This window comes from Gelidibacter sp., from assembly GCF_053579655.1.
In genome coordinates this window covers 273,773-298,093 of the sequence record NZ_JBMDWE010000001.1, presented here as the reverse complement: position 1 = coordinate 298,093, position 24,321 = coordinate 273,773, and the positions used below count along the sequence as shown (strand labels likewise).

Sequence of the window (24,321 nt, the reverse complement as noted above, 5' to 3'; positions counted from 1 at the left end):
CGAAATATTTTGAATATATTTAAGTCGTTCAAAAAATAACATCTTTTAATTTCCAAAATCATGAAAATCACATTTTACGGTCATGCCAGTTTAGGTATTGAAGTCAATGATGTCAACATTTTAGTAGATCCTTTTATTTCAGCCAACGAAAAAGCATCTCATGTTGATATTAATACGTTGAAAGCGGATTATATCCTAATAACCCATGCACACCAAGATCATATTTTAGACGTGGAAGCCATTGCCAAGCGCACAAATGCGATGATTGTTTCTAATTTTGAAATTGCCACTCATTTTGAGAAAATGGGCTTTGAAGTGCATCCAATGAACCATGGCGGGGCTTGGGATTTTGAATTTGGCAATGTGAAATATGTTAATGCCATTCACACCTCGTCATTCCCTGATGGAAGCTATGGCGGACAACCAGGAGGTTTCGTTATCGAAGGCGAACGAAAAAACATTTACATAGCGGGCGACACGGCTCTTGCGATGGACATGAAACTTATTCCTATGCGAATCAAGCTCGATTTAGCCATTTTACCTATTGGCGACAACTTTACCATGGGTGTTGACGACGCCATTATTGCGAGCGATTTTGTCCAATGTGATAAAATCATGGGCTACCATTATGATACGTTTGGTTATATCGAAATTGACCATGAAGAATCCAAGCGTAAATTTTTTGATAAGGGCAAGGATTTGATGTTGTTGGAGATTGGGGAGAGTATTGAGTTGTGATCAGATTTTATAATTATCCTTTTCAATAGGTATCTTTGTAGACTAATGTTTGTCAGAAGGCCTATAAAAAATAGTATTAGTTAAATATATTTCAATTATTAAAGTGATTTCACATCTAAAAAAAAACAGATGCCAATAGAAAACATACCTGAAATTTATGCTGTTAAGCAATCTAACATTCCAGATTTGTTTGTCTATGATTTTAAAATGACCAGTGATGTTGTAAAAAGCAAAGTCAACTTAAGTATGAATATGTTTAGCTTTTTGCAAGAGGGTAAAAAGCAAGTGCATTTTGCAAATACTTCAATGGCTGTAAATAACAAACAGTCACTGTTGCTGAAAAAAGGAAATTGGCTCTGGACCGAATTATTAGATACAGATGCTATATATTATTGCAAGCTTTTCTTTTTTTCTGAAAAAAAACTGACCGAATTTTTAAGCAAATACACTAATGACGTGAAACCCTATAAAGAGGAGGTTCCTTATTTCGTTATTGAGAATGATAATTATCTTGCTGCATTTATAACGTCCCTGTCATCTGATACATTTCAAAATCACAGTTATAGCAATGCTTTATTATCCCTAAAATTTGAGGAAATCATGCTGTATTTACTTAACAAATACGGATCCAATTTCGAGTATTATTTACGTTCATTAATATCCAAAGAGGTTTCCCCTTTTAAAAACATAGTAGAAAGTAATGTGCACTCCAATTTGAAACTGGAAGAAATTGCATTTTTATGTCATATGAGTCTATCGACTTTCAAGCGTCATTTTACTTCAGAATATAAAGAACCACCAGGGAAATGGTTGCAAGATAAACGTTTGCAAAAGGCGAAAGAACTTCTGGAAGCAGGCGATTTAAAAGCTTCTGATATTTATTTAGATATAGGCTACAACAACCTATCTAACTTTAGCGTTGCCTTTAAAAATAAGTTCGGAGTTAGTCCAACAGATATTTCGAATTAAGAACGAGTAATATAAGTATCTAGTTTTTAGGCACCTATCTATACGTGGGCCTTTTTGTTTTTATATAATCTTCACATTGACCTATTTTCATAAGTTGTTGAACCATTTCAATAAATAGAAAGCTGGAAAGCCGACGTAAATTTGCATCATAATTAAACAACGTTTGTTTAGGCAAGCTTCAGTTAAGAATCAAATTTAAATTTATAATTATGGCAAATGTAACAAAACCTGTATTCAAAGAAAGATACGGGAATTTTATTGGCGGTAAGTTCGTAGCACCTATTTTAGGTCAGTACTTCGACAACGTATCTCCAGTTGATGGAAAAGTTTTTACTCAAGCAGCCCGTTCAACGCAAGAAGATATCGATCTTGCTTTAGACGCAGCACACGCAGCATTCCCAACTTGGAGTGTAACTTCAGCAACGGAACGTAGCAATATGTTATTGAAAATTGCTCAAGTAATGGAAGATAACTTCGAATACTTGGCAACACTAGAAACTATTGATAACGGTAAACCAATCCGTGAATCAAGAGCAGCAGATATCCCTTATTGTATTGATCACTTCCGTTATTTCGCAGGTATTATCCGTGCAGACGAAGGAAGTATCTCTGAGCATGACAAAAACACAGTAAGTATCGTATTAAACGAGCCTATTGGAGTAGTTGGAGAAATCATTCCTTGGAACTTCCCAATGTTAATGCTAGCTTGGAAAATTGCTCCAGCTTTAGCAGCAGGTTGTACTGCAGTTGTAAAACCAGCAGAACAAACTCCAACAAGTGTTATCGCTTTAATGGAACTTATAGGTGATATTTTACCTGCAGGTGTATTAAACATCGTAACTGGTTTTGGTTCAGAAGCAGGTGCAGCTTTAGCAACATCTAAACGTATTGCTAAACTTTCATTCACTGGTTCAACAGAAACAGGACGTAAAGTATTACACAATGCAGCTGAAAACATTATTCCAGTAACAATGGAATTAGGTGGAAAATCTCCAAACATTTTCTTCCCATCAGTAGCAGATCAAGACGATGATTTCTATAGCAAAGCTATTGAAGGAGCGTTAATGTTTGCACTTAATCAAGGAGAAATTTGTACAGCTCCATCTCGTATATTAGTTCACGAAGATATTGCTGATGATTTTATCGCAAGAATGCAAGAACGTTTAGGAGCAATCAAAACAGGTAATCCATTAGATCCTGAAACAATGATTGGTTCACAAGTTTCTAAACCACAGTACGAAAAAATTCTTAACTATATCAAAATTGGTAAAGAAGAAGGTGCTGAAGTATTGGCTGGTGGTGACGCTGGTAACTACGAAGGTGATATTTCAGAAGGATATTACATCCAACCAACAGTATTAAAAGGAACAAACGACATGCGTGTTTTCCAAGAAGAAATTTTTGGACCAGTTGTAGCCTTAACTACATTTAGTTCTACTGAAGAAGCTATCGCTATCGCTAACGATACTCCTTACGGATTAGGTGCTGGTGTTTGGTCACGTGACGCTCACGAATTATTCCAAGTTCCACGTGCTATCCAAGCTGGTAGAGTTTGGGTAAACCAATATCATACTTATCCTGCACACGCTCCATTTGGTGGTGTTAAAGAATCAGGATTTGGTCGTGAAAACCATAAAATGGCATTAGATCATTACCGTGTTGTAAAAAACATGTTGATCTCTTACGACAAAAAACCAATGGGATTCTTTTAATTGAAACCTCTAAATAAAGATAAAACCCCGGCATTGCTGGGGTTTTGTCGTTTTTAAGACAAATAATTGCAATATCACAATCACTTTTTAAAATGAAAAAACGATTTTATGTTCTTTATATCAGTTGAATACACCGAAGATGCGTTTGAAGTGTTTAAAAAGAAGCAAAAAGGTTAATCCCGTTAATGACCCTGCTGATGTAGGCACTGCAATGCGAATGCAATTGAATTTTTTTGCCAAATTATATTTAACTTCGAAAAGAATAAAAATAACAAAGCAAATTCATTATAAATCGGCATTTTAGGGTTTACTTTTAATAAGAGCAGATGAAAACAATTAAATGAAGTTACAAGGCTTGTAGAGTCAGCGCAGGTAAAAACCATTATTGATAAAACATTTCCTTTGAAAGATGCAGGACGAACCAAAGGAAAAGTTGTCATTAAAATAAAATAAATCATGAGCAGAGGATTTGTCAGGGAAGAAGATCAAGAGGAAATTCCTATTGTTTCCCCAAGGGCCGATTTGTCAGAAGGCATAAGGAACTATGTTACCCAGCTTGGTTTCAATGCGCTTTAGATGAAAAGCAGGAATTGATTAATAGCATTGATCAATTGGAAAGTCTAAACGAGAATGAAAGACGCATTGCCATAAATCATATCAATGCAAAATAACAATTATTGCAAAACCGCATATCTACAGCAAAAATTGTTGATCTTACCAAGCAACCACAAAATGAAGTCCGAATTGGTTTATTGGTAACACTTATAATAGGCTCAGAAAAAAAATGTCGAAATATCAAATTGCAGGGGTCGATGAAGCTGATATTTCAAAAGGAAAAGTATATTTCATTTCCCCCATTACAAAATTGTTGACAGATAAAAAGGTCGGTGATAAAGCCATTTTGAAGCTTGAAAAGGAAGATCGAACTTTAAATTATGGAAATCGCCTATTAATAATCCTTACAAACATCTATTTTTCAAAAAGTTGAGAAGAACGGGAATCAAGTGCCCTTAGTGTAACAAAAATCGATCTCTTGCGCCTGCTACCTAAAACCTATTAAAATTTCATGAATTTACATTGGTTGTTTGGTCAACCATTACGTTTGTTTAGTACAACCTGTTGTTAATGGAACCCTGATGAATCTTTAGTCTGTGGCTTATAATCGGACCGTTCACTGCTTACGGAAAAACGAGGACTGCCGACCGCTGTTTGAACACTGCCAACTGAACACTGCCCACTGTGTACTGACTCCTGCCATTCCCTGCGCAAATCATCACTCACTTTCCCAGTGCCGTCATGTTTCCATCCGGGAGGTTTGACGATGTATTTAGCGCGATCTTGGATCGATTTCTTTCCAGAGAACACATCGCGTCCCATGGCCATCCATTCATTAAAAGCAACTTTCAAAGGATTGTATGTTTTGATGTTGGTCACTAAACCATAAATGACTTTTTCATCCTTAAGTTCTGGTTGAAAAGTGCCGAATAGTTTATCCCAAATAATGAAAATTCCGGCGTAATTTCTATCTAAATATAAGGGATTGCTGCCGTGGTGCACGCGGTGGTGCGATGGCGTATTCATGACCGCTTCAAACCATTTGGGCATTTTGTCGATCGCTTCGGTATGTATCCAGAATTGGTACAATAAGCTTACAGACATTTGCAATAAAATCATTCCGGGATGGAAACCAATCAACGGGAGCCATAACCAAAAGATGAACGAATAAAACCCACCAGACCAGGTTTGGCGCAAGGCCGTGCTCAAATTATAATGTTCTGAAGAATGATGCACCACATGAGACGCCCAAAACAATCGGTTTTCATGAGAAATGCGATGGAACCAATAATATGAAAAATCATCAGCAAATAGCAAGAGCACCAAACTCCACCAAGCAAATGGAATGGTGAAAATCCTGAAATTTTCGTAAATGACCATAAACGCTAACAATACTACCGCCTTACTGAAGAATCCCAAAAACACATTCCCCAATCCCATCGCGATGGAGGTAAAGGCATCTTTGGTTTCGTAAGTTTTTCTGTTTTCTTTGATGCTCACATAAAGTTCCAGTCCCATCGAAATGATGAAAAACGGAATGGCGTAAAGAATGATATTTGGAAATTCTGGCATTTTTTAACTAGTTATAAAGTTTAAGGAGATTATTGTCATATAAATTTATCTCCCGTCATCAAATTTCATATCAGGCAAATTAAAGTTTCGAGATGAGGGCAAAAGCATTAAACATGTTAAGCCATAAATTACTTGATAATCACGGATTTTTGATATAATCTTTAGATTTTTTCATTTATCTCATCGTTTTTATATAATCATTTCGCGAATTCCGATTGCGCTGTTCTCATTTATTCGTGTTAATAAGTGAAATTCGTGGCTAAAAATGAGATGTTGTTTTGAACACCTCTATTCTATTGCTAACGTCGCTTTCATTCTTAAAAATACAAAATTATTTGACTATTTTTGACCCTATTATGACAGCATCTTACCAAAAATACATCCTCAACTTTAAACACCCCAGTGGCACCTCGCGTGGAGTCCTCAAAACTAAGGATACTTGGTTCCTTATTATTGAATCCGAAGGAAAAAAAGGCATCGGCGAATGTGGCATGTTTAAAGGCTTGTCGATTGATGACCGACCAGATTTTGAAGCGGTTTTAAATTGGACGTGTAAAAATATTTTCTTGGGAAAGGAAGTGCTGCTTTCAAAGTTGAAAGAATTTCCCAGCATTCAGTTTGGTGTGGAAATGGCATTTTTTGATTTAGAAAGTGAAGTGCCTTTTGAATTGTTTCCTTCCGAATTTACTAAAGGTCAGGATGCAATTCCCATTAACGGATTGATATGGATGGGATCGGAAACTTTCATGAGAGAACAAATCAAAAATAAAATTGACGAAGGCTTCACCTGCATCAAACTAAAAATTGGTGCCATTGATTTTCAAACGGAATTAGACCTTCTAAAATCTATCAGAACCCATTTTTCTGCAGATGATATGGAATTGCGTGTGGATGCCAATGGTGCATTTACGCCTGCTGATGCTTTAGAAAAACTAAAACGATTATCGGACTATCATTTGCATTCAATTGAACAGCCCATCAAACAAGGGCAAGTGGAGGAAATGGCAAAATTATGTCAAACAACCCCGCTCGATATTGCATTAGATGAAGAATTAATTGGCAGTTTTGATGTCACAGATAAGTATGATTTGCTACAAACCATTCAACCGCAATATGTTATTCTAAAACCGACTTTGGTTGGTGGATTTCATGGCAGTAATGATTGGATAGCAGCTGCTGAAAACGCCAATATTGGGTATTGGATTACAAGCGCATTAGAAAGTAATGTAGGATTAAATGCGATTGCACAATGGACTTACACTTTGAAAAGCGATAGTCCTCAAGGACTTGGAACTGGAGGTTTATATACCAATAATTTCGATAGTCCGTTGCAAGTGAAAAATGGTACATTGCAGTACAATAAAATAACACATTGGAATTTTAATTTATAAGTGAATATGTATATAGCTCAGGCGTTTAAAGGATTACATGATTGGTGGCGTTATGTTGTAGGACTAGCGATTGCCATTATTGGTGTGTTTATTTTTTCCATTCCCCATGGTATTGGGATCCTATTTAAAACGATGCAAGGTGGGACCATTGATCAATCAAGAATGAACGATCCTGCCTATCTTATGGGATTGTTTGAATCCAATGTCAATTTGGTGTTTATTTTACTTCCTTTTGCTGGCGGATTATTGTTTTTACTCGGCGTTGTGAAGTGGTTGCACAAGCAGTCCATTACCTCCTTAACAACATCACGACCAAAAATTGATTGGAAACGTTTTTGGACGATTTTCTTCTTTTGGGGTATTTTATCTTCGAGTTTGGTGCTCATTGATTATTATATGTCGCCCGAAGATTATGTTTTCAACTTTAATTTGCAGCCATTCCTGATTTTGTGTGTGATTGCCATTATTTTAGTGCCTTTACAAACCAGTTTTGAGGAATATTTATTTAGAGGTTATTTGATGCAAGGCATTGGTGTGGTTACAAAATCGAAATGGATTCCCTTGGTAATTACTTCCGCAGTCTTCGGATTGTTGCATCTTTCAAATCCTGAAGTCGATAAACTTGGGCCCATAATTATGATCTATTATATTGGTACGGGCTTGTTTTTAGGGATTATGACGTTGATGGATGAAGGCTTGGAACTGTCTTTAGGCTTTCATGCGGCTAACAATTTATTCACCGCTTTATTGGTCACTGCCGATTGGACGGCTTTCCAAACGCATTCTATTTTTAAAGATTTATCCGATCCGAAATCTGCGGAGTTTATGGATATTTTAATGCCAGTATTTGTGTTGTTTCCTATTATTCTATTCATTTTATCGAAAGTCTATAACTGGACAGATTGGAAAGGAAAGTTATTCGGCAAGGTTGTAGAACCATCAACAGAAAATAATCGTATGTCGGAAGAGATCAATCAAATTGGAACTGAATAAGGTTCTTTTTTTTCGATATCGATACTTTCGTTCCGCATGAAAATTATATCTTAGTCCACATATAATAGTTAACATATCAATACTTAAAACCCCATAAAATGACGCCATCTTTCGATAAAATTCATTTGAAATTTCGATTAAATTCAAACTTTTATGATGCGGAAGAACTTCGAGAAGTTGCTTATAGTTTAGTTAAAGAAGGCACACCTTATGAAAAAGTAATGGGCGATTTCTTGATGGATTGGTTGGATTCAAAAGACTATATCAATGTCAAGACTTCAGGATCTACAGGGCAGCCTAAATTAATGAAAGTGAGTAAACAGGCCATGGTCAATTCTGCCATTGCAACGGGTAATTATTTTAAAATGAAACCGGGGCAAACGGCTTTATTGTGTTTGCCAACCCATTATATCGCAGGAAAAATGATGTTGGTCAGAGCCATGATTTTAGGTTTGGATCTCGATTTTGTGGATCCTACCACACATCCAATTTTCGATTATGGCAAAACCTATGACTTTTGTGCCATGGTACCGCTGCAATTAAAGAATACTTTGGGATATATCCATAATATAAAAACCCTGATTATTGGAGGCGCAGCCATTTCAAAACCCTTGGAAGAAGCAATCCAAGGCTTAAAAACCAAAATTTATGCGACTTATGGCATGACTGAAACCGTGAGTCATATTGCGATAAAAGCGATGAATGGCAAACAGAAATCCAATTATTTTAAAGTATTTCCGAAAGTGACTATTTCGCAAGATGACCGAGGCTGTTTAGTGATTGACGCTCCAAAAGTGGCACCAGAGCGTTTAGTGACCAATGATGTGGTTAAATTGCATTCGGCCACTGAATTCGAATTGATAGGCCGTATTGACAATATGATCAATTCAGGAGGTGTTAAGTTATTTCCAGAACAGATTGAAGCGAAACTTGCCGATCAAATTACGGAGCGATTTTTTATAACTTCAGAACCAGATGCAACTTTGGGCGAAAAATTGATTCTTATTATAGAAAGTGATGTCAACATCCTTAAAATTTCGGTATTTAAAGGGTTGGATAAGTTCGAAGTTCCGAAAGCCATCTACGCCATTTCTAAGTTTAAAGAAACAGCCACAGGCAAGATTCAACGTAAGGAAACCTTGAAGTTAATAAAAAAAGACGTTCATTAAAAAGGATGTAACGTCAATTGAAAGACGTTCATTTGAATTCATATAAATCTATTTTAAACACAAAAAGAGCGACTTTCGGGTCGCTCTTTTGTGTTTAATCATTTTATAAAATAAAGATAAGATTGGACTTCTTGAATCTTTGACTGGATATAGTTTTCGTCGTTTAAATTTCTATAAATTATAAACTGTCTTATTTTTCTTGTTTTTGATTCTTAACAAGTTATTCTCATTCAAGTCTTTAATCTTAATTCTAAAAGCGAAGCGGTCTTTATTCTTTTATTTTAAATTACACCTGCAAAACACCCATATTAAATTTTTTCTCAATAGGAGCGTGGTTTGCCGCCTCAATCCCCATGCTAATCCAAGTTCTGGTATCTAACGGATCAATGATGCCGTCTGTCCAAATTCTGGCTGCAGCATAATAAGGCGATACTTGCGCATCATAACGGTCTTTGATCGTGTTGAAAAGTTCGTCTTCCTGTTCTTTAGTGATGGTTTGCCCTTTCTTTTTAAGGGAAGCCGTCTCAATTTGAAGTAATACTTTTGCGGCCGAATTTCCACTCATGACCGCTAACTCTGCGCTTGGCCATGCAACGATTAGTCGTGGGTCATAGGCTTTTCCGCACATGGCGTAATTTCCAGCACCATAACTATTGCCAATAATAATCGTGAATTTCGGAACGACCGAGTTGCTCACTGCATTTACCATTTTCGCTCCGTCCTTAATAATCCCGCCGTGCTCACTTTTACTGCCCACCATAAATCCTGTAACGTCTTGTAAAAATACCAAAGGAATTTTCTTTTGGTTGCAATTCGCAATAAAACGGGTAGCTTTATCGGCTGAATCATTATAAATCACGCCACCAAATTGCATTTCGCCATTGGCTGTTTTTACTAATTTTCTTTGGTTGGCAACAATTCCGACGGCCCAACCGTCAATTCGTGCATAGGCCGTAATGATCGTTTGTCCGTAGCCTGCTTTGTATTCGTCAAATTCTGAGTCATCGACCAAGCGTTTGATGATCTCATACATATCGTATTGATCAGAGCGACTTTTTGGAATAATGCCGTAAATATCTTCAGGATTTTCCTTTGGTTTTAGTGCTTCTGCACGATTGTATCCGGCTTTGTCAAAATCGCCAATTTTATCAATAATGTTTCTAATGGTGTCCAAAGCATCTTTATCGTCTTTGGCTTTATAATCCGTTACCCCAGAAATCTCACAATGTGTTGTGGCACCACCTAAGCTTTCATTATCAATGGTTTCTCCAATGGCTGCTTTTACCAAATAACTTCCAGCCAAAAAGATGCTTCCCGTTTTATCTACAATTAAAGCTTCATCACTCATAATTGGTAAATAAGCCCCACCTGCAACACAGCTGCCCATAACGGCAGCAATCTGCGTAATGCCCATGCTGCTCATGATGGCGTTATTCCTGAAAATGCGACCAAAGTGTTCTTTATCGGGAAAAATTTCGTCTTGCATCGGCAAATACACCCCTGCAGAATCGACGAGATAAATAATCGGCAAGCGGTTTTCAATCGCAATTTCCTGTGCTCTTAAATTCTTTTTTCCAGTAATGGGAAACCAGGCACCAGCTTTCACGGTGGCATCATTAGCAACCACCATGCATTGTTTTCCTTTCACATAACCGATCTTGATAACCACGCCTCCTGAAGGGCAGCCACCATGTTCTTCATACATATCTTCGCCAGCAAAAGCAGCGATTTCAATGGATTTGGCTTTAGGATCCAACAGATAATCGATGCGCTCACGCGCTGTCATTTTACCTTTTTCGTGATGTTTATCAATACTTTCTTGGCCGCCGCCCAATTTTACTTTGGCAAAACGTTTACGTAAAGCTGAGAGTAGAAGTTTATTGTGATCTTCGTTTTTGTTGAAGTTAAGGTCCATTGCTGTTTTTTGTTTGATGTAAAAATACAAACTTTAATACTCTTACAAAAACAGCAGTTAGGATGAATTTTAAATAAAAGTTAAAATTGTTTACATGGATTATATTCCATGGACGATAGCTTTTTGAAGTAAATTTGTGGCGAATTATTTGATCAAATAATAAACACTAATCGAAATAATAAATGAAGAAAATTTTAGCTTTTGGAGGAAGTAACAGTTCAGATTCTATCAATAAAGAATTGGCAAATTATGCAGCAAGTTTGGTGGAAGATGCCCAAGTAACACTTTTAGATTTGAATGATTTTGACTTGCCCATATACAGCAAAGATTTGGAGGCTAAAAGTGGTATTCCAGAAAACGCTAAGAAGTTTCATCAGTACATTAAAGAAACGGACGGGATTGTATTGTCGTTGGCCGAAAACAACGGGGCTTATTCCTCCGCTTTCAAAAATCTGTTTGATTGGATGTCGCGGCATGAATCTAAATTATTTATGGGCAAACCCATGCTGTTGATGGCAACGTCTACCGGTAGAAGAGGCGCAGCGTCCGTTTTAGCCATGGCACACAGCAGATTCCCTTATCACGACGCTAAAATTGTAGCTGAATTTTCGTTGCCTTTGTTCCATGACAAATTTGCTGACGGAAAAATTACGGATATGCAATTTGATGACGAACTTAAAGACGCCGTAAAATTATTTCAAAACCAATTATAATATGGAGATCAAACACAAAGACAGCGGGAAAGACGGTTCATTTTATATTGAACTGGATGGCAAACAAGCGGCAGATATGACCTATAGACTTTCGGGAGACCATGAAATTACTATTGATCATACCGAAGTCAATGATTCAATGTAAGGGCAAGGCATCGGTAAAAAATTAATTGCTGCTACCGTGGATTATTTACGTCAAAATAACTTAAAAGCGGTGGCGGAATGTCCTTTTGTGAAATCGGTTTTTGAGAAAAAATCCGATGACTACCAAGATATAATAAAATAATAACTCCGATACTTCTGAGGCTTAATACAATATATGCTTGGTCATGATTTCACTTATGACTTATGGTTTCAGCTCAGGAGGTCGATCAATCCTATAATTTGAATCAGGCTGTAGGCGTATCTTTTTATAAGATGGTCAATTGATCGGAAGCGTAGGCGTATCCGGTGGCGGAGGTAGTGAAAATGACCACAACACTGCAATAAAAGCGGTCGAGCGCTCTGGATTTAAAGTAAAAAAATAAAATAAATCCATAAAATAAACCAAAAAATTTATTAATCGTATTGCTGCTTGCGGTTGCGAGTGTGAGCTTTACTTAAGAAGCTAAATATCAATTGTCCAGTCAAATTTTGAACTTGACTCAGGGAAAACCTGCTCCTGATTTTAAGATCAGTTTATCCAAACAAGATGACACGGGAAAACGGGTGACCTTAGATGAAAAATATACAGATGTCAACGGAAGGATTACGGATTTTCTAAAAGTAAATAACGGAACCAGTCAGCATGGGATTTTTAAACTGATGTATTTTGTAGAATCTTATTTTGAAAAATTAAATCAAAGCTCTTTCTATCCTTTCATTGAAGTCGTTTTTGAAATTAAGGATGATAATCATTATCACGTTCCAATAACCCTGTCTCCGTTCGGATATTCTACCTATAGAGGTAATTAAGAATATGGTAATTACACAATTGACATGGGAGTTATTTCTAAAGATATCAAGTCAAAATTTGCCAATGTTAAGGACAAAGCCTTCATCAATATTTTATATACGGCGAGTTGGATTTCGAGTTTTCAGAACGAGTTCTTTAAGCCTTTCGGGATTTCACGCCAACAGTACAATATTTTAAGAATATTAAATGGCACAAATGATGCCTTGAAAGTTCAAACGCTCAAGAAGCGCATGAATGAACGTTCGCCAAATGCCACGCGATTAATGGATAAGTTTTATGCGAAAGATTTGATAGAGCGCTTTCCATGTGAGGATGATAATGATAGGCGCGTTGTATATATAAAAATCACTGAAAAAGGACTAGAGCTTTTGGAGGCCATTTCAAAAGATTTGCATCAAGATTTGCCTAAAAACCTCACGGAAGAAGAAGCTGTCCAGCTCAGTGGTTTATTAGATAAAATAAGATAAATCCAAGCGACGGCAGACATCTCTTGAATAGCATTTAAACCATTAATCCATAAAGCAAAAGAGAGAGTACACGCCAATCACGGATGGGTGAATGCAAATCACTCCTTCAGTTTCGCTAATTATTTCGATCAAGAAAAAATCCAATTTGGCGCTTTAAGAGTTTTAAACGATGACACTAGCGCTCCAAAAATGGGATTTTGGTTTAATGATAAAAGAAAGCTCTTATGAAAAGGCTTGTTTTGCAAGTTTTCTTGTCTTGCTTTTTTTCATGATCAAGATTCCAAATGCGATTAATACGCCTGTTCCTGCCATGGCGGCACCAACCCAATCGGCTGAAGTGTATCCGTAGCCCATGGCAATAGGCAATCCGGCAAAATAAGCACCAGAAGCATTACCAATGTTGAACGCACTTTGATTTAGTGAGGAGCCTAAAGTTTCAGAACCTTTTGAGGCTTTTATAATAAGCATTTGAATCGGTGTGGAGATGGCAAAAGTTACCATTCCTATGATGAAAGTCATCACTAAAACCATCACCTTATCGGAGGCTAAAAAGGTATTGAGCGACAGACAAATCATCATTAAAAAAAGAACGATCATAACCGTATTCAACGGTGCAAATTTCTCAGTGAGTTTAGCACCGATAAAATTCCCGATGACCATTCCTAATCCTGCCAGAACCATAGCATAAGAGACTACGTTTTCAGAATGTCCAGCAACATCAGTAATTAAAGGCGATATATAGCTGTACCATGCAAAAAATCCGCCAGTACCGACTGTGGTCAATAAAATGATAAGCCAGAGTTCTGGGCGTTTAAAAATTTTAAATTCACTTGTAAATTTAGTTTCAGAAGATTTCTGAAGTAAAGGCATCCAAAATTTCACACTTAAAACGGCAAGGACACCAACAACTCCAACCATTAAGAAAGAAGCACTCCAATCAAAGTTTTTGCCTAAATAAGTTCCTAACGGAACTCCTAAAAGATTAGCGACGGTCAGTCCACTAAACATAATGGCGATGCCTTGGGCCTGTTTGCCTGGTTTGGACAACTTGCCAGCCATAACGGCTCCGATTCCAAAAAACGCACCATGAGGTAAGCCAGATAGAAAGCGCAATATCATAAATGAGTTATAGCCTGTGGCAAACGCTGATAAAGTATTAAAAACAGTAAACCATAACATGAGTACCAACAACACTTTATTGGCTGGCCATTTACTGCCGATTCCTGTAAGTATGGGAGCGCCAATAACCACACCTAAGGCATAAGCCGAGATAAAATGTCCTGCAACAGGGATACTAATGTCAAAAGCTTGGGCCACATCTGGTAAAATACCCATAATGACAAACTCGGTCAAGCCGATGCCAAATCCTCCAATGGCTAATGCTAGTAAGGCTTTGTTCATAAATAAGGTGTGTTTAATAGTTTAAAAAAAAGAAGTTGCAAATTTAAGGGTTAAGGAGCTCACGGACATCAGAATAAATGATAATAAAAAGTTAATTGATAAGACCTACAAATAGTTGCACCATTATTGCGGAATAATTAGAAATCTCTTTAGAAATATAACAAAATACCAATCTAGACTTTATGAAATCGAATCACAAAATACAGGATGGCCTAATGAATCACATTTATAAGAATCCTTTTAAAATCTGACTTTAACAGATGTTTTTATCCTAAATTATTCGATATTTGTAGTTCCCTTAAAAACTAAGATTTATGTCAATGAATAAAAACACAGTGTTGGCTTGGGCCACAACAATCATGATAATAGTTGGAATTGCCTTAATTTGCTTAGGTGCATTTAGGTACGACGATGTGGCCGGATATGGCTTTGGGGCAGTGGGCATCGGATTCTTTGCTATTGCTTGGGTATTTAATGCCTTGAAAGGTAGAGTGTAATTTTGTGTTTATAGTTCTTAATAGGCTTTATTCATCCAAGTTTGAAACCACTTAATTTTATAATAACAAATAACTTATTTTAAACGATGAGCGACGATAAAAAAGTAATCTTCTCGATGAGAGGACTTACTAAGACTTTTAAAGGTGCCGATACACCTGTATTAAAAAACATTCATTTGAGCTTTTTTTATGGAGCTAAAATCGGGATTTTAGGACTTAACGGTTCTGGTAAATCCACACTTTTAAAAATTATTGCCGGACTTGATAAAAACTATCAAGGCGATGTGACATTCCTTCAGGATTATTCTGTAGGCTATTTGGAGCAAGAACCACAATTGGACGACAACAAAACCGTGATGGAAGTGGTTCGTGAAGGTGCTGCTGAAACGGTGGCTATTCTTGATGAATATAACAAAATCAACGAGATGTTTGGCTTGGAAGAAGTGTATTCTGATGCCGATAAAATGGAGAAGTTGATGAACCGTCAAGCGGAATTACAGGATAAAATCGATGCCTCAAACGCTTGGGAATTGGATACCAAATTAGAAATCGCGATGGATGCCTTAAGAACTCCAGATGGCGATAAGAAAATTGGAGTGCTTTCTGGTGGCGAACGTCGTCGTGTAGCTTTATGCCGATTATTATTGCAAGAACCGGATGTTTTGTTACTGGATGAGCCTACCAACCACTTGGACGCGGAGTCTGTACATTGGTTGGAGAATCATTTGGCACAATACAAAGGAACCATTATTGCGGTAACGCACGATAGATATTTCTTGGATAACGTAGCGGGTTGGATTTTAGAACTCGATAGAGGTGAAGGGATTCCTTGGAAAGGAAATTACTCGTCTTGGTTGGAGCAAAAATCGACACGAATGGCTCAGGAAAGCAAAGTCGCTTCCAAACGTCAAAAAACATTGGAGCGTGAGTTGGATTGGGTGCGTCAAGGTGCCAAAGGACGTCAGACTAAGCAAAAAGCACGTTTGAACAACTATGATAAACTGTTAAGTCAAGATCAAAAACAACTTGACGAAAAACTGGAAATCTATATTCCAAACGGACCTCGTTTAGGAACTAATGTTATTGATGCCGTTGGAGTCAGCAAAGGTTTTGACGATAAACTGCTTTATGAAGACTTAAATTTCAGTTTACCGCAAGCTGGAATTGTTGGAGTTATTGGTCCGAATGGTGCCGGTAAAACAACCATTTTCAAAATGATTATGGGTGAGGAAACACCAGACAAAGGCGAGTTTATAGTTGGAGAAACTGCAAAAATCGCTTATGTTGATCAAAAGCATTCCAATATTGATCCAGAGAAATCCATTTGGCAAAACTTCAGCGATGAGCAGGAATTGATATTGATGGGCGGAAGGCAAGTGAATTCTAGAGCGTATTTAAGCCGATTTAATTTCTCGGGAAGTGAACAGAACAAAAAAGTTAAACTGCTTTCTGGAGGAGAACGTAACCGTTTGCATTTAGCAATGACGCTTAAGGAAGAAGGTAACGTATTACTTTTAGATGAGCCTACCAACGATTTGGATGTTAATACATTACGAGCACTGGAGGAAGGTCTTGAAAATTTTGCAGGATGTGCCGTTGTGATTAGTCACGACAGATGGTTTTTGGACAGAATCTGTACGCATATTCTAGCGTTCGAAGGCGATTCGCAAGTGTATTTCTTTGAAGGTAGCTTTAGTGATTACGAAGAGAATAAGAAAAAACGTCTTGGTGGTGATTTGACCCCAAAACGAATCAAGTATAAAAAATTAGTACGCTAAAAAAGAAAGCCGCTCAAATTGAGCGGCTTTCTTTTTTATTTTAATTCTTTAATGATAATAGGTTTTTTGGAATTTGGAATTTGGAATTTGATTTTGTCAAACTATTTATTATCATATAAATGACCTTCCGTAAAGTCCTTATAGCCTTCGTTAACTTCTGCTTTGAAAGCATCACTTGCGGTCAATCGTTTGTTTTCAGCTTTTAATTTATACATTTTAATCACTGCCAATGCAATAAAAAACAAGAATACACCGGCGGTTATAAGTAAAACCATAGTAAGTTGTTCTGTGCTTACCGCCGCTAGAAGGGGTGTTTTATAGGAGAATAAATGCATGTTTCAAGTATTTAGATTTGGTTGGCTAGTCAAATATACACTATTAATGTATTCGGTAAGTGTTTCATACTAAAAAAGTTATGAGGAGTTTTGTTTTTCATCGATTATTTTCATCGACAAATCATCACTTATACCAGTTTAACTGCACGACTTCAATATCAGGGTTTTCTTTATTTACAATGGATTTAAATTTTTTAACATCGCTCATTCCGTCTTGACCTTTATAATGATAAGGATATACTTTTTTAGGTTTGAATTCCAAGACAGCACTGGCAGCACTTTCTACAGTCATCGTATATGGTAAATTCATGCATACAAAAGCGATATCAATATTTTTAAGATGCCGCATCTCTGGAGTGTCTTCCGTATCCCCCGAAATATAAACACGTTCATCGCCTAAAGTTAAAACATATCCGTTGCCCAGTCCTTTGGGATGGAATTTCAGGGCTTCTGGTCTTAAATTATACATGGGGATGGCTTCTATTGTAAAAGCTGTCAGTTTTTTTATGTCGCCATTGTTCATGACCAACACTTCTTTAACGTTGAGTGCGGGTAACTTATCTTTTACGGCTTGTGGCACAATGAGAGTAGTGGATGCCGAGACCAAGCTTTCCAAAGTTTTTATGTCAAAATGATCCGCATGAATATGGGTGATTAAAATGTACTCGGGCTTTTTCTGACCTAAATAGGCTTCAGCCCCCCCCACAGGGTCTACGTAAATCACATCGCCTTCATATTCCAATATCATGGAGGCATGCTGTATGGGAATGATTGTAATCTCTTCCGGTTTTGGGCTTTCAGAGATAATATTCGAAGATTTTGAAGCCATTTTGACGGTTCCTTCTGTGTTATTTTTACAGTTAAATAAGAGCAGTGAAAAAATTGAGGCAATGAATATAGTGTATTTCATAATTGTTAGCTTTAGCTTCTTAAAGATAGTGACTTTTGAAATATATTTAGAGACTTGTAACAATTTAATAACAAAACCTACTTATAATTTTAAGAGTAATAATTTTGAAAATCATAAATTTTAACGAAATTGCTACTCAGTAATAACTTGTCGAACACAAATAAACGCTATAATATGTCTGATGATTTTGATTTATTAGAAACCAATTCCAACGAAAAAACAGGTAAAGTGGATGTCAATTGGGGAAAGGCCATTGACACTATGAAATCTAAATTGGCTCAGGAAGATGATCCGCAATCCCGTCAGAAAATTCTGAACGCCACACTTGATGATGTGGTCCACATGGCAGAAAAAGATAGGACAACCCTATTGGATGCCATTAAGGACCTTACCGATTATCAGGATGAAGTTGGTATTATGTTTGAAAAATTTTCATCTCTAAATGCCGATGAACAACGTGTTATCGACGAAGCTCAGAAAGGGCTAGAACGCGCACGCATTGAATTAGAAGACGCGCGAAATAAACCGGATACCTGGTGGAATAACCTTTGGGGACGTAAAAGCAAGATTAAACAAGAGGAGCAAGAGTTTAAAGAAGCCGAAAAAGTTAGAGCAGGTGCTGATAATCGCGCTAAAGCCATGTTCCAAGAGCGTATCGAAAGTGCTGATGTGCAAACCCTTTTAAGTGAACTATCTTATAAAAGTCAAGCCGCAGTGACTCGGTTAAAAAATAGGGAAGTTGAAATCAAAGAGGTTGAAGATAAACTTCAGGTTGCCATTGTTGAGGCCACTAAAAATCACATTCGTTCTTTAGAGAAGAAGAAAGAAGTAGAAGCAAAACTCGATGACAATTACGCCTTGTTAAGGCAAGCACGTCAAGAGTTAGAGGAGATCGTCGATAAACAGTCGTCCCAATATGCACAAGCCGTTGGAAAAGTGACCACCTTAGAACAGAAAATTGAAGAGTTGGAAGGCCTTAAAAACGCCTACACCACTTTAGCCGCGAGTAAAGATAGTTTTGTGCATAAACACAACTTGACCATTAAAGTATTGACCTCTTTACGAAGCAATTTGCAAACACACCGCGCAAAATTAAAGAGCGATACCGAAGAACGTCTTAAATATTATGACGGCTATGTAGTGGCCTTAAAAGCTCGAACAGATCAGGAATTCGCTTCCATTTTAGAGCATTTAGGAGTTAAAACCGATGAGCACATCGGCGTCACTTTGGCCTCGATGCACACCGCGAGTGCCAAAGCACGTCAGGAAATGATGGACAATATTCCAGTTCACGAAAAAGTAATGCAAGGGGTCTATAGCAGTTATGCGGAGGCTTTACAGGAAATTCGTGCCAAGGATATCGATATCCAGAAGAATTTTGCAGAGCGTTATGGCATTGACATGAAAGAAATTTTCGAAGATTATTATAAGGCTGCTGCCAATGCGTCTTCTGGAAATGATGATGCTGAACAGCCAGCAGCAGCAACAAAGGCCAAAACAAATAATGACGATTTATTGTCTTGACTAGAATGATGATTGACCTGAAAGGTTTTCAAAACCTGTCAGGTCTTTAGTTTTTTTTAGGGCGTTCCCACGCAAAAAAGCGTGGTCAGGCTTTCGGCAGTCGCTCTCTTCGAGGAGCTCCAACAATGCCTCAATCCTTAACGCGGCTTTGGCAATAATAATTTTCGTCGTTCATTCATGATTTTATCCATTATTAATTTTTAATTCCAAAAAAGTGTCCATCAATCAAATCGTCACACCATTAGATTCTGCATATCTCGATTCTAAAGAGCAATATGTCTTTTATCATAAAATGGTCGATTTTGCTCTAAAAGAATTGATAGTAAGTGCACAACGTGAACAATTGTGCACCACACAAGAAATCATTTTTTTTAAGCAATATGCTGATTTGCTCTTGTATTCCATTGAAGCCATGCGTGTCAAGTACATGTATGATGAGGAAGACAATATGAAAGTTGATCTCACGGAATCTGGCTTCCCCAACTATTTGGAATTCCGCTATTTGTTTAATGATTTGTCCTTGAGGGAAAATTATATCGACAAGCTCAAAGATGTGAGTGAATTGCAGGAAGAGTTTTTGGATACCTTGCTCCGAAAAAAAGAACCCATTAAAAAAAGCAGACTCTTTCAAGCGGCTTCTATTGTTTATTATACTTCCGTAGAACAGAAATATATTTTTAATCGTTTTGTTCAAGGAAAAATCATAAAAGCGCCAGAAGGTTCAGGTGCTGAATATATGACTAGCTGGAGCTTTTTTGATGTCGGCTGCAACCGACCATTTATCTGCTATATGTACTTCGATTTTGAAGGTTCTAATATTGAAAACAACAAAACACAAATTTACGAGGTACTAAAAAACTCAGCCGATAGAGACATGACCTTAGAGGTCATGGCGTATGGCATTGATAGAAAATTAAAGGATATCAAACCAAAACATATCAAAAGGGTTGATTTGGGACCTTTTCATAATGTTTTTGCCAAGGACGAAAATCAAATTACCCATGCCATTTTAAAAAGTATTGCCAATAAAGAGGTGCCATTGGAATCGTATGCATTGTCCTTAAGTATTGACGAAGTGACTTCTGGAAGTGAATTTTCTGAAGGCGGCTATTTCTCCAAACAGATCTTACAAAAATGGAACGGACCCATCCAAAAAAGTTATGTCTTGGCGCCACATCGCATTATTCAGTTATTGTACAGTAAAACACCTGAAATCATGAATGGGTTGGCCAAACCACCGATTCAGATTGCGGATTTGAAAATAAGTAAAGTTTGAAAAGTCGGCAGTCAGCAGTCTTCAGTCGGCAGAATTGTCGAATTGAAATAGTTGTAGTCATTAATGTAGAAACTGAGGGCTGAAAAACGAATTATAAAGAATACTGGAATTCTTTAGCTCTATTATGAAAAATTTTGGATTAAAATATTAACGGCAATCTAAAAGTAAGACTGAAGACTGCCAACTGAAGACTAAAAACATGGGTTTCAAAAAATTATTAGCATATCAGAGAGGATTTGATTTAGCCATGGATATTTTCCACGTGACAAAGGGTTTTCCGAAATCCGAACAATTTGTATTGACGTCTCAAAAGGTAAGATCAAGCCGAGCTGTTTGCTTAGCAATTGCAGAAGCTTATAGAAAACGACAATATGAAAAGCATTTCAAAAGTAAATTATCTGATGCTGATAGTGAAAATTCTGAAACTCAATTGTGGTTAGATTTTGCCTTGGATTTTGATTATGTAGCTGAACCTAAGAGAATAGAATTATAACTAAAGAGTGAAGAAATTGGAAGACTCTTAAATTATATGATCAACAATCCCGATAAATTCGGATTAAAATAATAATGGCAATTCAAAAACAAATCAGTAAAATACAGACTGCTAACTGCAGACTGCTAACTGCAGACTGGCAACTGAGGACTGAAGACTGCCAACTGAAGACTTAAAAAATATGCAACAAAACTCCACATTCCCCATAAAACAAAACGAACTCGATATGCTTCGTGATGAAGCAGCATCGTATCTCAAAAGCATCCAATGGGAGCAAGGGCAACGTGCCAAAAGCAAAGACAAAAATGCTAAGGACGATTCAATTCTGCTTTATCTTTCTAGAGCCAATAACGGCTCAAATAATCCGGAAACGACTTCGGTATCTAAAACGATTTTGGAGCTTAAAAAACGTCTGTTGCCAGATTCTATTGCCATTCCTGTGTTACTCAATCAAACCTTAAATGCCGTTCAGGAAGGTCTGACTTTGGGGATTTGGATCAAGGACAGTTATTATCATGCCTCAGGATTATCCAGTTTAAATGAGCGTAAAGCTTCATTGGACAGCTTGGGAAAAAGAGAATATGAAAGCAAAATGCACACCGCTACAGCGTTCATGTTGTTTGCCGCGGCCTATAATATTTTACATAACCTAAAACCATATGCTTCCGACGATTTGAGCGTCATGAAACAGAAATTTGCAGGAATTCCTGAGGTTTCGTTACTGTCGCCTTTAAAAGGTGTGGCCTGTACTTTATTTTATTATGATAAGTATTTGGGACATCCAGATATTATCAAAAGCGATAAGGACGTGGCTGATTTTACAGTGGTGTTTTTTGAAGCGCTGATTGACGAAATCCAAATGCGAAAATCTACTTTAGAATATCAAGAAACTATTTTGGATCGCACTTATAAACTGGAGCATTCAGATTTCGCGATTTCTGGATGGAATAACGCTTTCGCCGGTGCTGCCAAAAGTATAGAGTTCAACAAAATAAAGTTTGAGCAAATTGTCGGTAATAAAGACGCCAAACATTTTGCCCGGCGTTTAACGGAGCGAATGTTGAGTTATGATTTTACGGCAAAAAAAAATCCGTTTCAGGAATTGGGCGGATTTATGCCAGTCTTTATGGGCTACGGCATCCCTGGAACAGGAAAAAGTATGCTCATTGCCGCTATTGCGACGCGATTAAAAGAGTATTGTGACCATTTAGAAATCCCGTTTTTATTTCATCCGATGCCAGATACCTTGATCTCCACTTTTCAAGGTGGTTCGGCAGAGAAAATGGTGGAGTGGATGAAACCCATGCAAGATCCCACAAAATTGATTTTTGCGCCGATTGATGATGCCGAAAACAATTTACAGGAGCGAACCGCTCAAGGGGTTTCCGCCGGTGTTAAAGAAGTTATTGGTGTGTTTTTAAGATATACCGAAGGTGCTTATGCGGTAAATTATGGCAACAGCGCCATCGGATTATTTACCAATTTACCAGAAATGTTAGATAAAGCCGTGATTTCAAGAGTTCAGGGACGTTTCAAGATTGACGGCGCCCGAACGGAAAACGACTTTTTGGATCAGGATCATTTATGGTGGCGCAAGTTACAGGACACCATGCCAGATTTTATAAATATGAAAAATCCTGATCAATATAAATATCTTCAAGATCAAGGTTTGATAAAAAGCATGGGAGAAATCTTGAAATCTGTGGATAAGCCTTCAGAAGAACGAGTCCATGCCGTTTATGATCGTGTTGAAAAGCAGTTTCAAACGAATGAACATCAGTTTTACGCCAATTTATATAAGGAAATCCAACAGGTTTTTCCATTCTTTTCATCGCGTGATGTCAGGAATATCCAATCGGCCATTTCATTGCGTTTAACTGATTTTGATTTGGAAACGGCTTGGTTCGATAATCCGGAATTTTATTTTAAACAGACGTATGATACCAAATTCAACATGCTACAGGAATTGATGCGCGCTAATATGAAAGGTCTTAATTTTTCAGAAATAAGACGTCAGGAAGTGGTGCGTTATCTTGATAATGTGGCCACTATAGCCGACACCGATTTTAAACGTCAAGTCGATTCAAGAGTCAATCAGCTCAATATAGAATTGGAAGCACGAAAGAAGTTTGAGAAATAGAGAAAAGAGGGAAGAAAATAGAGTATAGAAAATAGACAATAGAAGTTCATCAATAAACATGAGAGACGAACTGAAATAAAGGCTAATAAATCAGTGGAAATCAGCAGAATCAGCATCATCAGTGTTCTATGAAAATTAAACGAATTATTGTCTAATATGAATGAGTTCATTAAACCGATTAACACCACACAAACAACAAAGAATGTCAGAAAACATAAAAAATATCGTCCATAAAACCCTTTCTAAAGCTTGGGCAACTTTGCTTCAGATTGATTATGATTATAAATTCAAAGACGGTACATGGAAACGCGTTTCAAGAGAAAGTTATGATCGCGGAAATGGCACAGGCGTTTTGTTATATAATATTGAAAAGAGGACTGTTATTTTGACGAAACAATTCCGGATGCCCATTTACGAAACTAATCCTGATGAAGCCATGTCACTTGAAGTCTGCGCTGGAGCCATTGATAAAAATCAATCCCCAGAATCGACCATCATTCGAGAAGTGGAAGAAGAAGTGGGGTATAAAATAAAAGAAGTTAAAAAGGTTCTGGAAGCTTATATGTCTCCTGGAGCATTAACAGAAAAAATGTATTTATTTATTGCGCCTTATACAGATGCTATGAAGATTAATGAAGGTGGCGGTGTTGCGGGAGAACATGAAGAGATTGAAGTTTTGGAAATGCCGTTTTTAAAAGCTCTCAAAATGATGGAATCAGGAGACATTCGAGATGCTAAAACAATCATGTTGTTACAGTATGCACAAATGAATGATTTAATAAAGAATAAAGAATAAAGAATAAAGAATAAAGTTTATT

At 37.2% G+C, this 24,321-nt stretch carries 24 protein-coding genes and 1 pseudogene; 20 read left to right on the top strand and 5 right to left on the bottom strand.

Going from position 1 to position 24,321, the window contains the following annotated elements; genetic code table 11:
• The first annotated feature begins 60 nt into the window (after window positions 1-60).
• From ACOH2D_RS01245 to ACOH2D_RS01230, 4 genes are all read left to right on the top strand, one after another.
• Window positions 61-738, top strand: a complete 678-nt coding sequence (locus ACOH2D_RS01245; RefSeq protein ID WP_348037418.1) for a metal-dependent hydrolase — start codon at window positions 61-63, stop codon at window positions 736-738.
• 129 nt (window positions 739-867) lie between these two features.
• Entirely contained in the window at window positions 868-1,707 is an 840-nt protein-coding gene (locus tag ACOH2D_RS01240; protein ID WP_348037420.1) for a helix-turn-helix domain-containing protein, read from the top strand.
• A gap of 209 nt (window positions 1,708-1,916) precedes the next feature.
• A complete protein-coding gene (locus ACOH2D_RS01235) occupies window positions 1,917-3,419 on the top strand; it encodes an aldehyde dehydrogenase family protein (RefSeq protein WP_449534141.1) in 1,503 nt (500 codons plus the stop codon).
• 784 nt (window positions 3,420-4,203) lie between these two features.
• Complete coding sequence (locus ACOH2D_RS01230) at window positions 4,204-4,407, top strand: GreA/GreB family elongation factor (protein ID WP_348038008.1); 204 nt, start codon at window positions 4,204-4,206, stop codon at window positions 4,405-4,407.
• 134 nt (window positions 4,408-4,541) lie between these two features.
• On the opposite strand, the gene ACOH2D_RS01225 is transcribed toward ACOH2D_RS01230, so the two are convergent.
• Complete coding sequence (locus ACOH2D_RS01225; RefSeq protein ID WP_449534140.1) at window positions 4,542-5,546, bottom strand: sterol desaturase family protein; 1,005 nt, start codon at window positions 5,544-5,546, stop codon at window positions 4,542-4,544.
• A 356-nt stretch (window positions 5,547-5,902) separates the two neighbouring features.
• On the opposite strand from ACOH2D_RS01225, the gene ACOH2D_RS01220 reads away from it, so the two are divergent.
• The 3 genes from ACOH2D_RS01220 to ACOH2D_RS01210 all read left to right on the top strand — a co-directional run bounded on the left by ACOH2D_RS01220 (window position 5,903) and on the right by ACOH2D_RS01210 (window position 9,099).
• Window positions 5,903-6,937 (top strand): o-succinylbenzoate synthase, encoded by a 1,035-nt coding sequence (locus ACOH2D_RS01220; protein ID WP_348038016.1) that lies wholly within the window; start codon window positions 5,903-5,905, stop codon window positions 6,935-6,937.
• A gap of 6 nt (window positions 6,938-6,943) precedes the next feature.
• Window positions 6,944-7,930: a CPBP family intramembrane glutamic endopeptidase gene (locus tag ACOH2D_RS01215; protein ID WP_348038012.1), complete on the top strand. Its 987-nt coding sequence runs from the start codon at window positions 6,944-6,946 to the stop codon at window positions 7,928-7,930.
• A gap of 98 nt (window positions 7,931-8,028) precedes the next feature.
• Complete coding sequence (locus tag ACOH2D_RS01210; protein WP_449534139.1) at window positions 8,029-9,099, top strand: AMP-binding protein; 1,071 nt, start codon at window positions 8,029-8,031, stop codon at window positions 9,097-9,099.
• A 286-nt stretch (window positions 9,100-9,385) separates the two neighbouring features.
• Here ACOH2D_RS01210 and ACOH2D_RS01205 read toward each other — a convergent pair whose 3' ends face one another.
• A complete protein-coding gene (locus ACOH2D_RS01205; protein WP_449534138.1) occupies window positions 9,386-11,014 on the bottom strand; it encodes an acyl-CoA carboxylase subunit beta in 1,629 nt (542 codons plus the stop codon).
• Window positions 11,015-11,196: 182 nt separating this feature from the next.
• Here ACOH2D_RS01205 and ACOH2D_RS01200 point away from each other — a divergent pair, with 182 nt between their 5' ends.
• The 6 genes and pseudogenes from ACOH2D_RS01200 to ACOH2D_RS01175 form a co-directional block, all read left to right on the top strand.
• A complete protein-coding gene (locus ACOH2D_RS01200) occupies window positions 11,197-11,727 on the top strand; it encodes an NADPH-dependent FMN reductase (protein ID WP_449534137.1) in 531 nt (176 codons plus the stop codon).
• A gap of 1 nt (window position 11,728) precedes the next feature.
• Window positions 11,729-11,872 carry a GNAT family N-acetyltransferase gene (locus tag ACOH2D_RS01195; RefSeq protein ID WP_449534136.1) on the top strand — a complete coding sequence of 48 codons (144 nt, stop codon included), beginning with the start codon at window positions 11,729-11,731 and terminating at the stop codon, window positions 11,870-11,872.
• 9 nt (window positions 11,873-11,881) lie between these two features.
• Window positions 11,882-12,013 carry an N-acetyltransferase gene (locus ACOH2D_RS01190; RefSeq protein WP_348035390.1) on the top strand — a complete coding sequence of 44 codons (132 nt, stop codon included), beginning with the start codon at window positions 11,882-11,884 and terminating at the stop codon, window positions 12,011-12,013.
• A gap of 332 nt (window positions 12,014-12,345) precedes the next feature.
• Window positions 12,346-12,681, top strand: a complete 336-nt coding sequence (gene uraH / locus ACOH2D_RS01185; protein WP_348035386.1) for a hydroxyisourate hydrolase — start codon at window positions 12,346-12,348, stop codon at window positions 12,679-12,681.
• 24 nt (window positions 12,682-12,705) lie between these two features.
• The gene (locus ACOH2D_RS01180; RefSeq protein WP_449534135.1) at window positions 12,706-13,149 is read left to right on the top strand and encodes a MarR family winged helix-turn-helix transcriptional regulator; all 444 of its coding nucleotides are present in this window, start codon (window positions 12,706-12,708) and stop codon (window positions 13,147-13,149) included.
• Window positions 13,150-13,176: 27 nt separating this feature from the next.
• Window positions 13,177-13,347, top strand: a pseudogene (locus tag ACOH2D_RS01175) (pirin family protein); the annotation flags it as partial.
• Between the two features lie 24 nt (window positions 13,348-13,371).
• Here the strand turns inward: ACOH2D_RS01175 and ACOH2D_RS01170 are convergent.
• Entirely contained in the window at window positions 13,372-14,550 is a 1,179-nt protein-coding gene (locus tag ACOH2D_RS01170; protein ID WP_449534134.1) for an MFS transporter, read from the bottom strand.
• 320 nt (window positions 14,551-14,870) lie between these two features.
• Here ACOH2D_RS01170 and ACOH2D_RS01165 point away from each other — a divergent pair, with 320 nt between their 5' ends.
• Together ACOH2D_RS01165 and ettA are read left to right on the top strand one after the other, a co-directional pair.
• Window positions 14,871-15,047 (top strand): CAL67264 family membrane protein, encoded by a 177-nt coding sequence (locus ACOH2D_RS01165; RefSeq protein WP_348034895.1) that lies wholly within the window; start codon window positions 14,871-14,873, stop codon window positions 15,045-15,047.
• Window positions 15,048-15,133: 86 nt separating this feature from the next.
• Window positions 15,134-16,825, top strand: a complete 1,692-nt coding sequence (gene ettA / locus ACOH2D_RS01160; RefSeq protein WP_348034897.1) for an energy-dependent translational throttle protein EttA — start codon at window positions 15,134-15,136, stop codon at window positions 16,823-16,825.
• Between the two features lie 101 nt (window positions 16,826-16,926).
• Here ettA and ACOH2D_RS01155 read toward each other — a convergent pair whose 3' ends face one another.
• Together ACOH2D_RS01155 and ACOH2D_RS01150 are read right to left on the bottom strand one after the other, a co-directional pair.
• Window positions 16,927-17,160 carry a hypothetical protein gene (locus ACOH2D_RS01155; protein WP_449534133.1) on the bottom strand — a complete coding sequence of 78 codons (234 nt, stop codon included), beginning with the start codon at window positions 17,158-17,160 and terminating at the stop codon, window positions 16,927-16,929.
• Window positions 17,161-17,284: 124 nt separating this feature from the next.
• Window positions 17,285-18,070 carry an MBL fold metallo-hydrolase gene (locus ACOH2D_RS01150; protein ID WP_449534132.1) on the bottom strand — a complete coding sequence of 262 codons (786 nt, stop codon included), beginning with the start codon at window positions 18,068-18,070 and terminating at the stop codon, window positions 17,285-17,287.
• A gap of 174 nt (window positions 18,071-18,244) precedes the next feature.
• Here ACOH2D_RS01150 and ACOH2D_RS01145 point away from each other — a divergent pair, with 174 nt between their 5' ends.
• The 5 genes from ACOH2D_RS01145 (at window position 18,245) to ACOH2D_RS01125 (ending at window position 24,299) form a co-directional block, all read left to right on the top strand.
• Window positions 18,245-19,594 (top strand): coiled-coil domain-containing protein, encoded by a 1,350-nt coding sequence (locus ACOH2D_RS01145; RefSeq protein ID WP_449534131.1) that lies wholly within the window; start codon window positions 18,245-18,247, stop codon window positions 19,592-19,594.
• Window positions 19,595-19,808: 214 nt separating this feature from the next.
• Entirely contained in the window at window positions 19,809-20,870 is a 1,062-nt protein-coding gene (locus ACOH2D_RS01140; RefSeq protein WP_449534130.1) for a hypothetical protein, read from the top strand.
• A gap of 199 nt (window positions 20,871-21,069) precedes the next feature.
• Window positions 21,070-21,363: a four helix bundle protein gene (locus tag ACOH2D_RS01135; RefSeq protein ID WP_449534129.1), complete on the top strand. Its 294-nt coding sequence runs from the start codon at window positions 21,070-21,072 to the stop codon at window positions 21,361-21,363.
• A 181-nt stretch (window positions 21,364-21,544) separates the two neighbouring features.
• A complete protein-coding gene (locus ACOH2D_RS01130) occupies window positions 21,545-23,503 on the top strand; it encodes an AAA family ATPase (RefSeq protein WP_449534128.1) in 1,959 nt (652 codons plus the stop codon).
• Between the two features lie 202 nt (window positions 23,504-23,705).
• Window positions 23,706-24,299, top strand: a complete 594-nt coding sequence (locus tag ACOH2D_RS01125; RefSeq protein WP_348035839.1) for an NUDIX domain-containing protein — start codon at window positions 23,706-23,708, stop codon at window positions 24,297-24,299.
• Window positions 24,300-24,321: the final 22 nt, after the last annotated feature.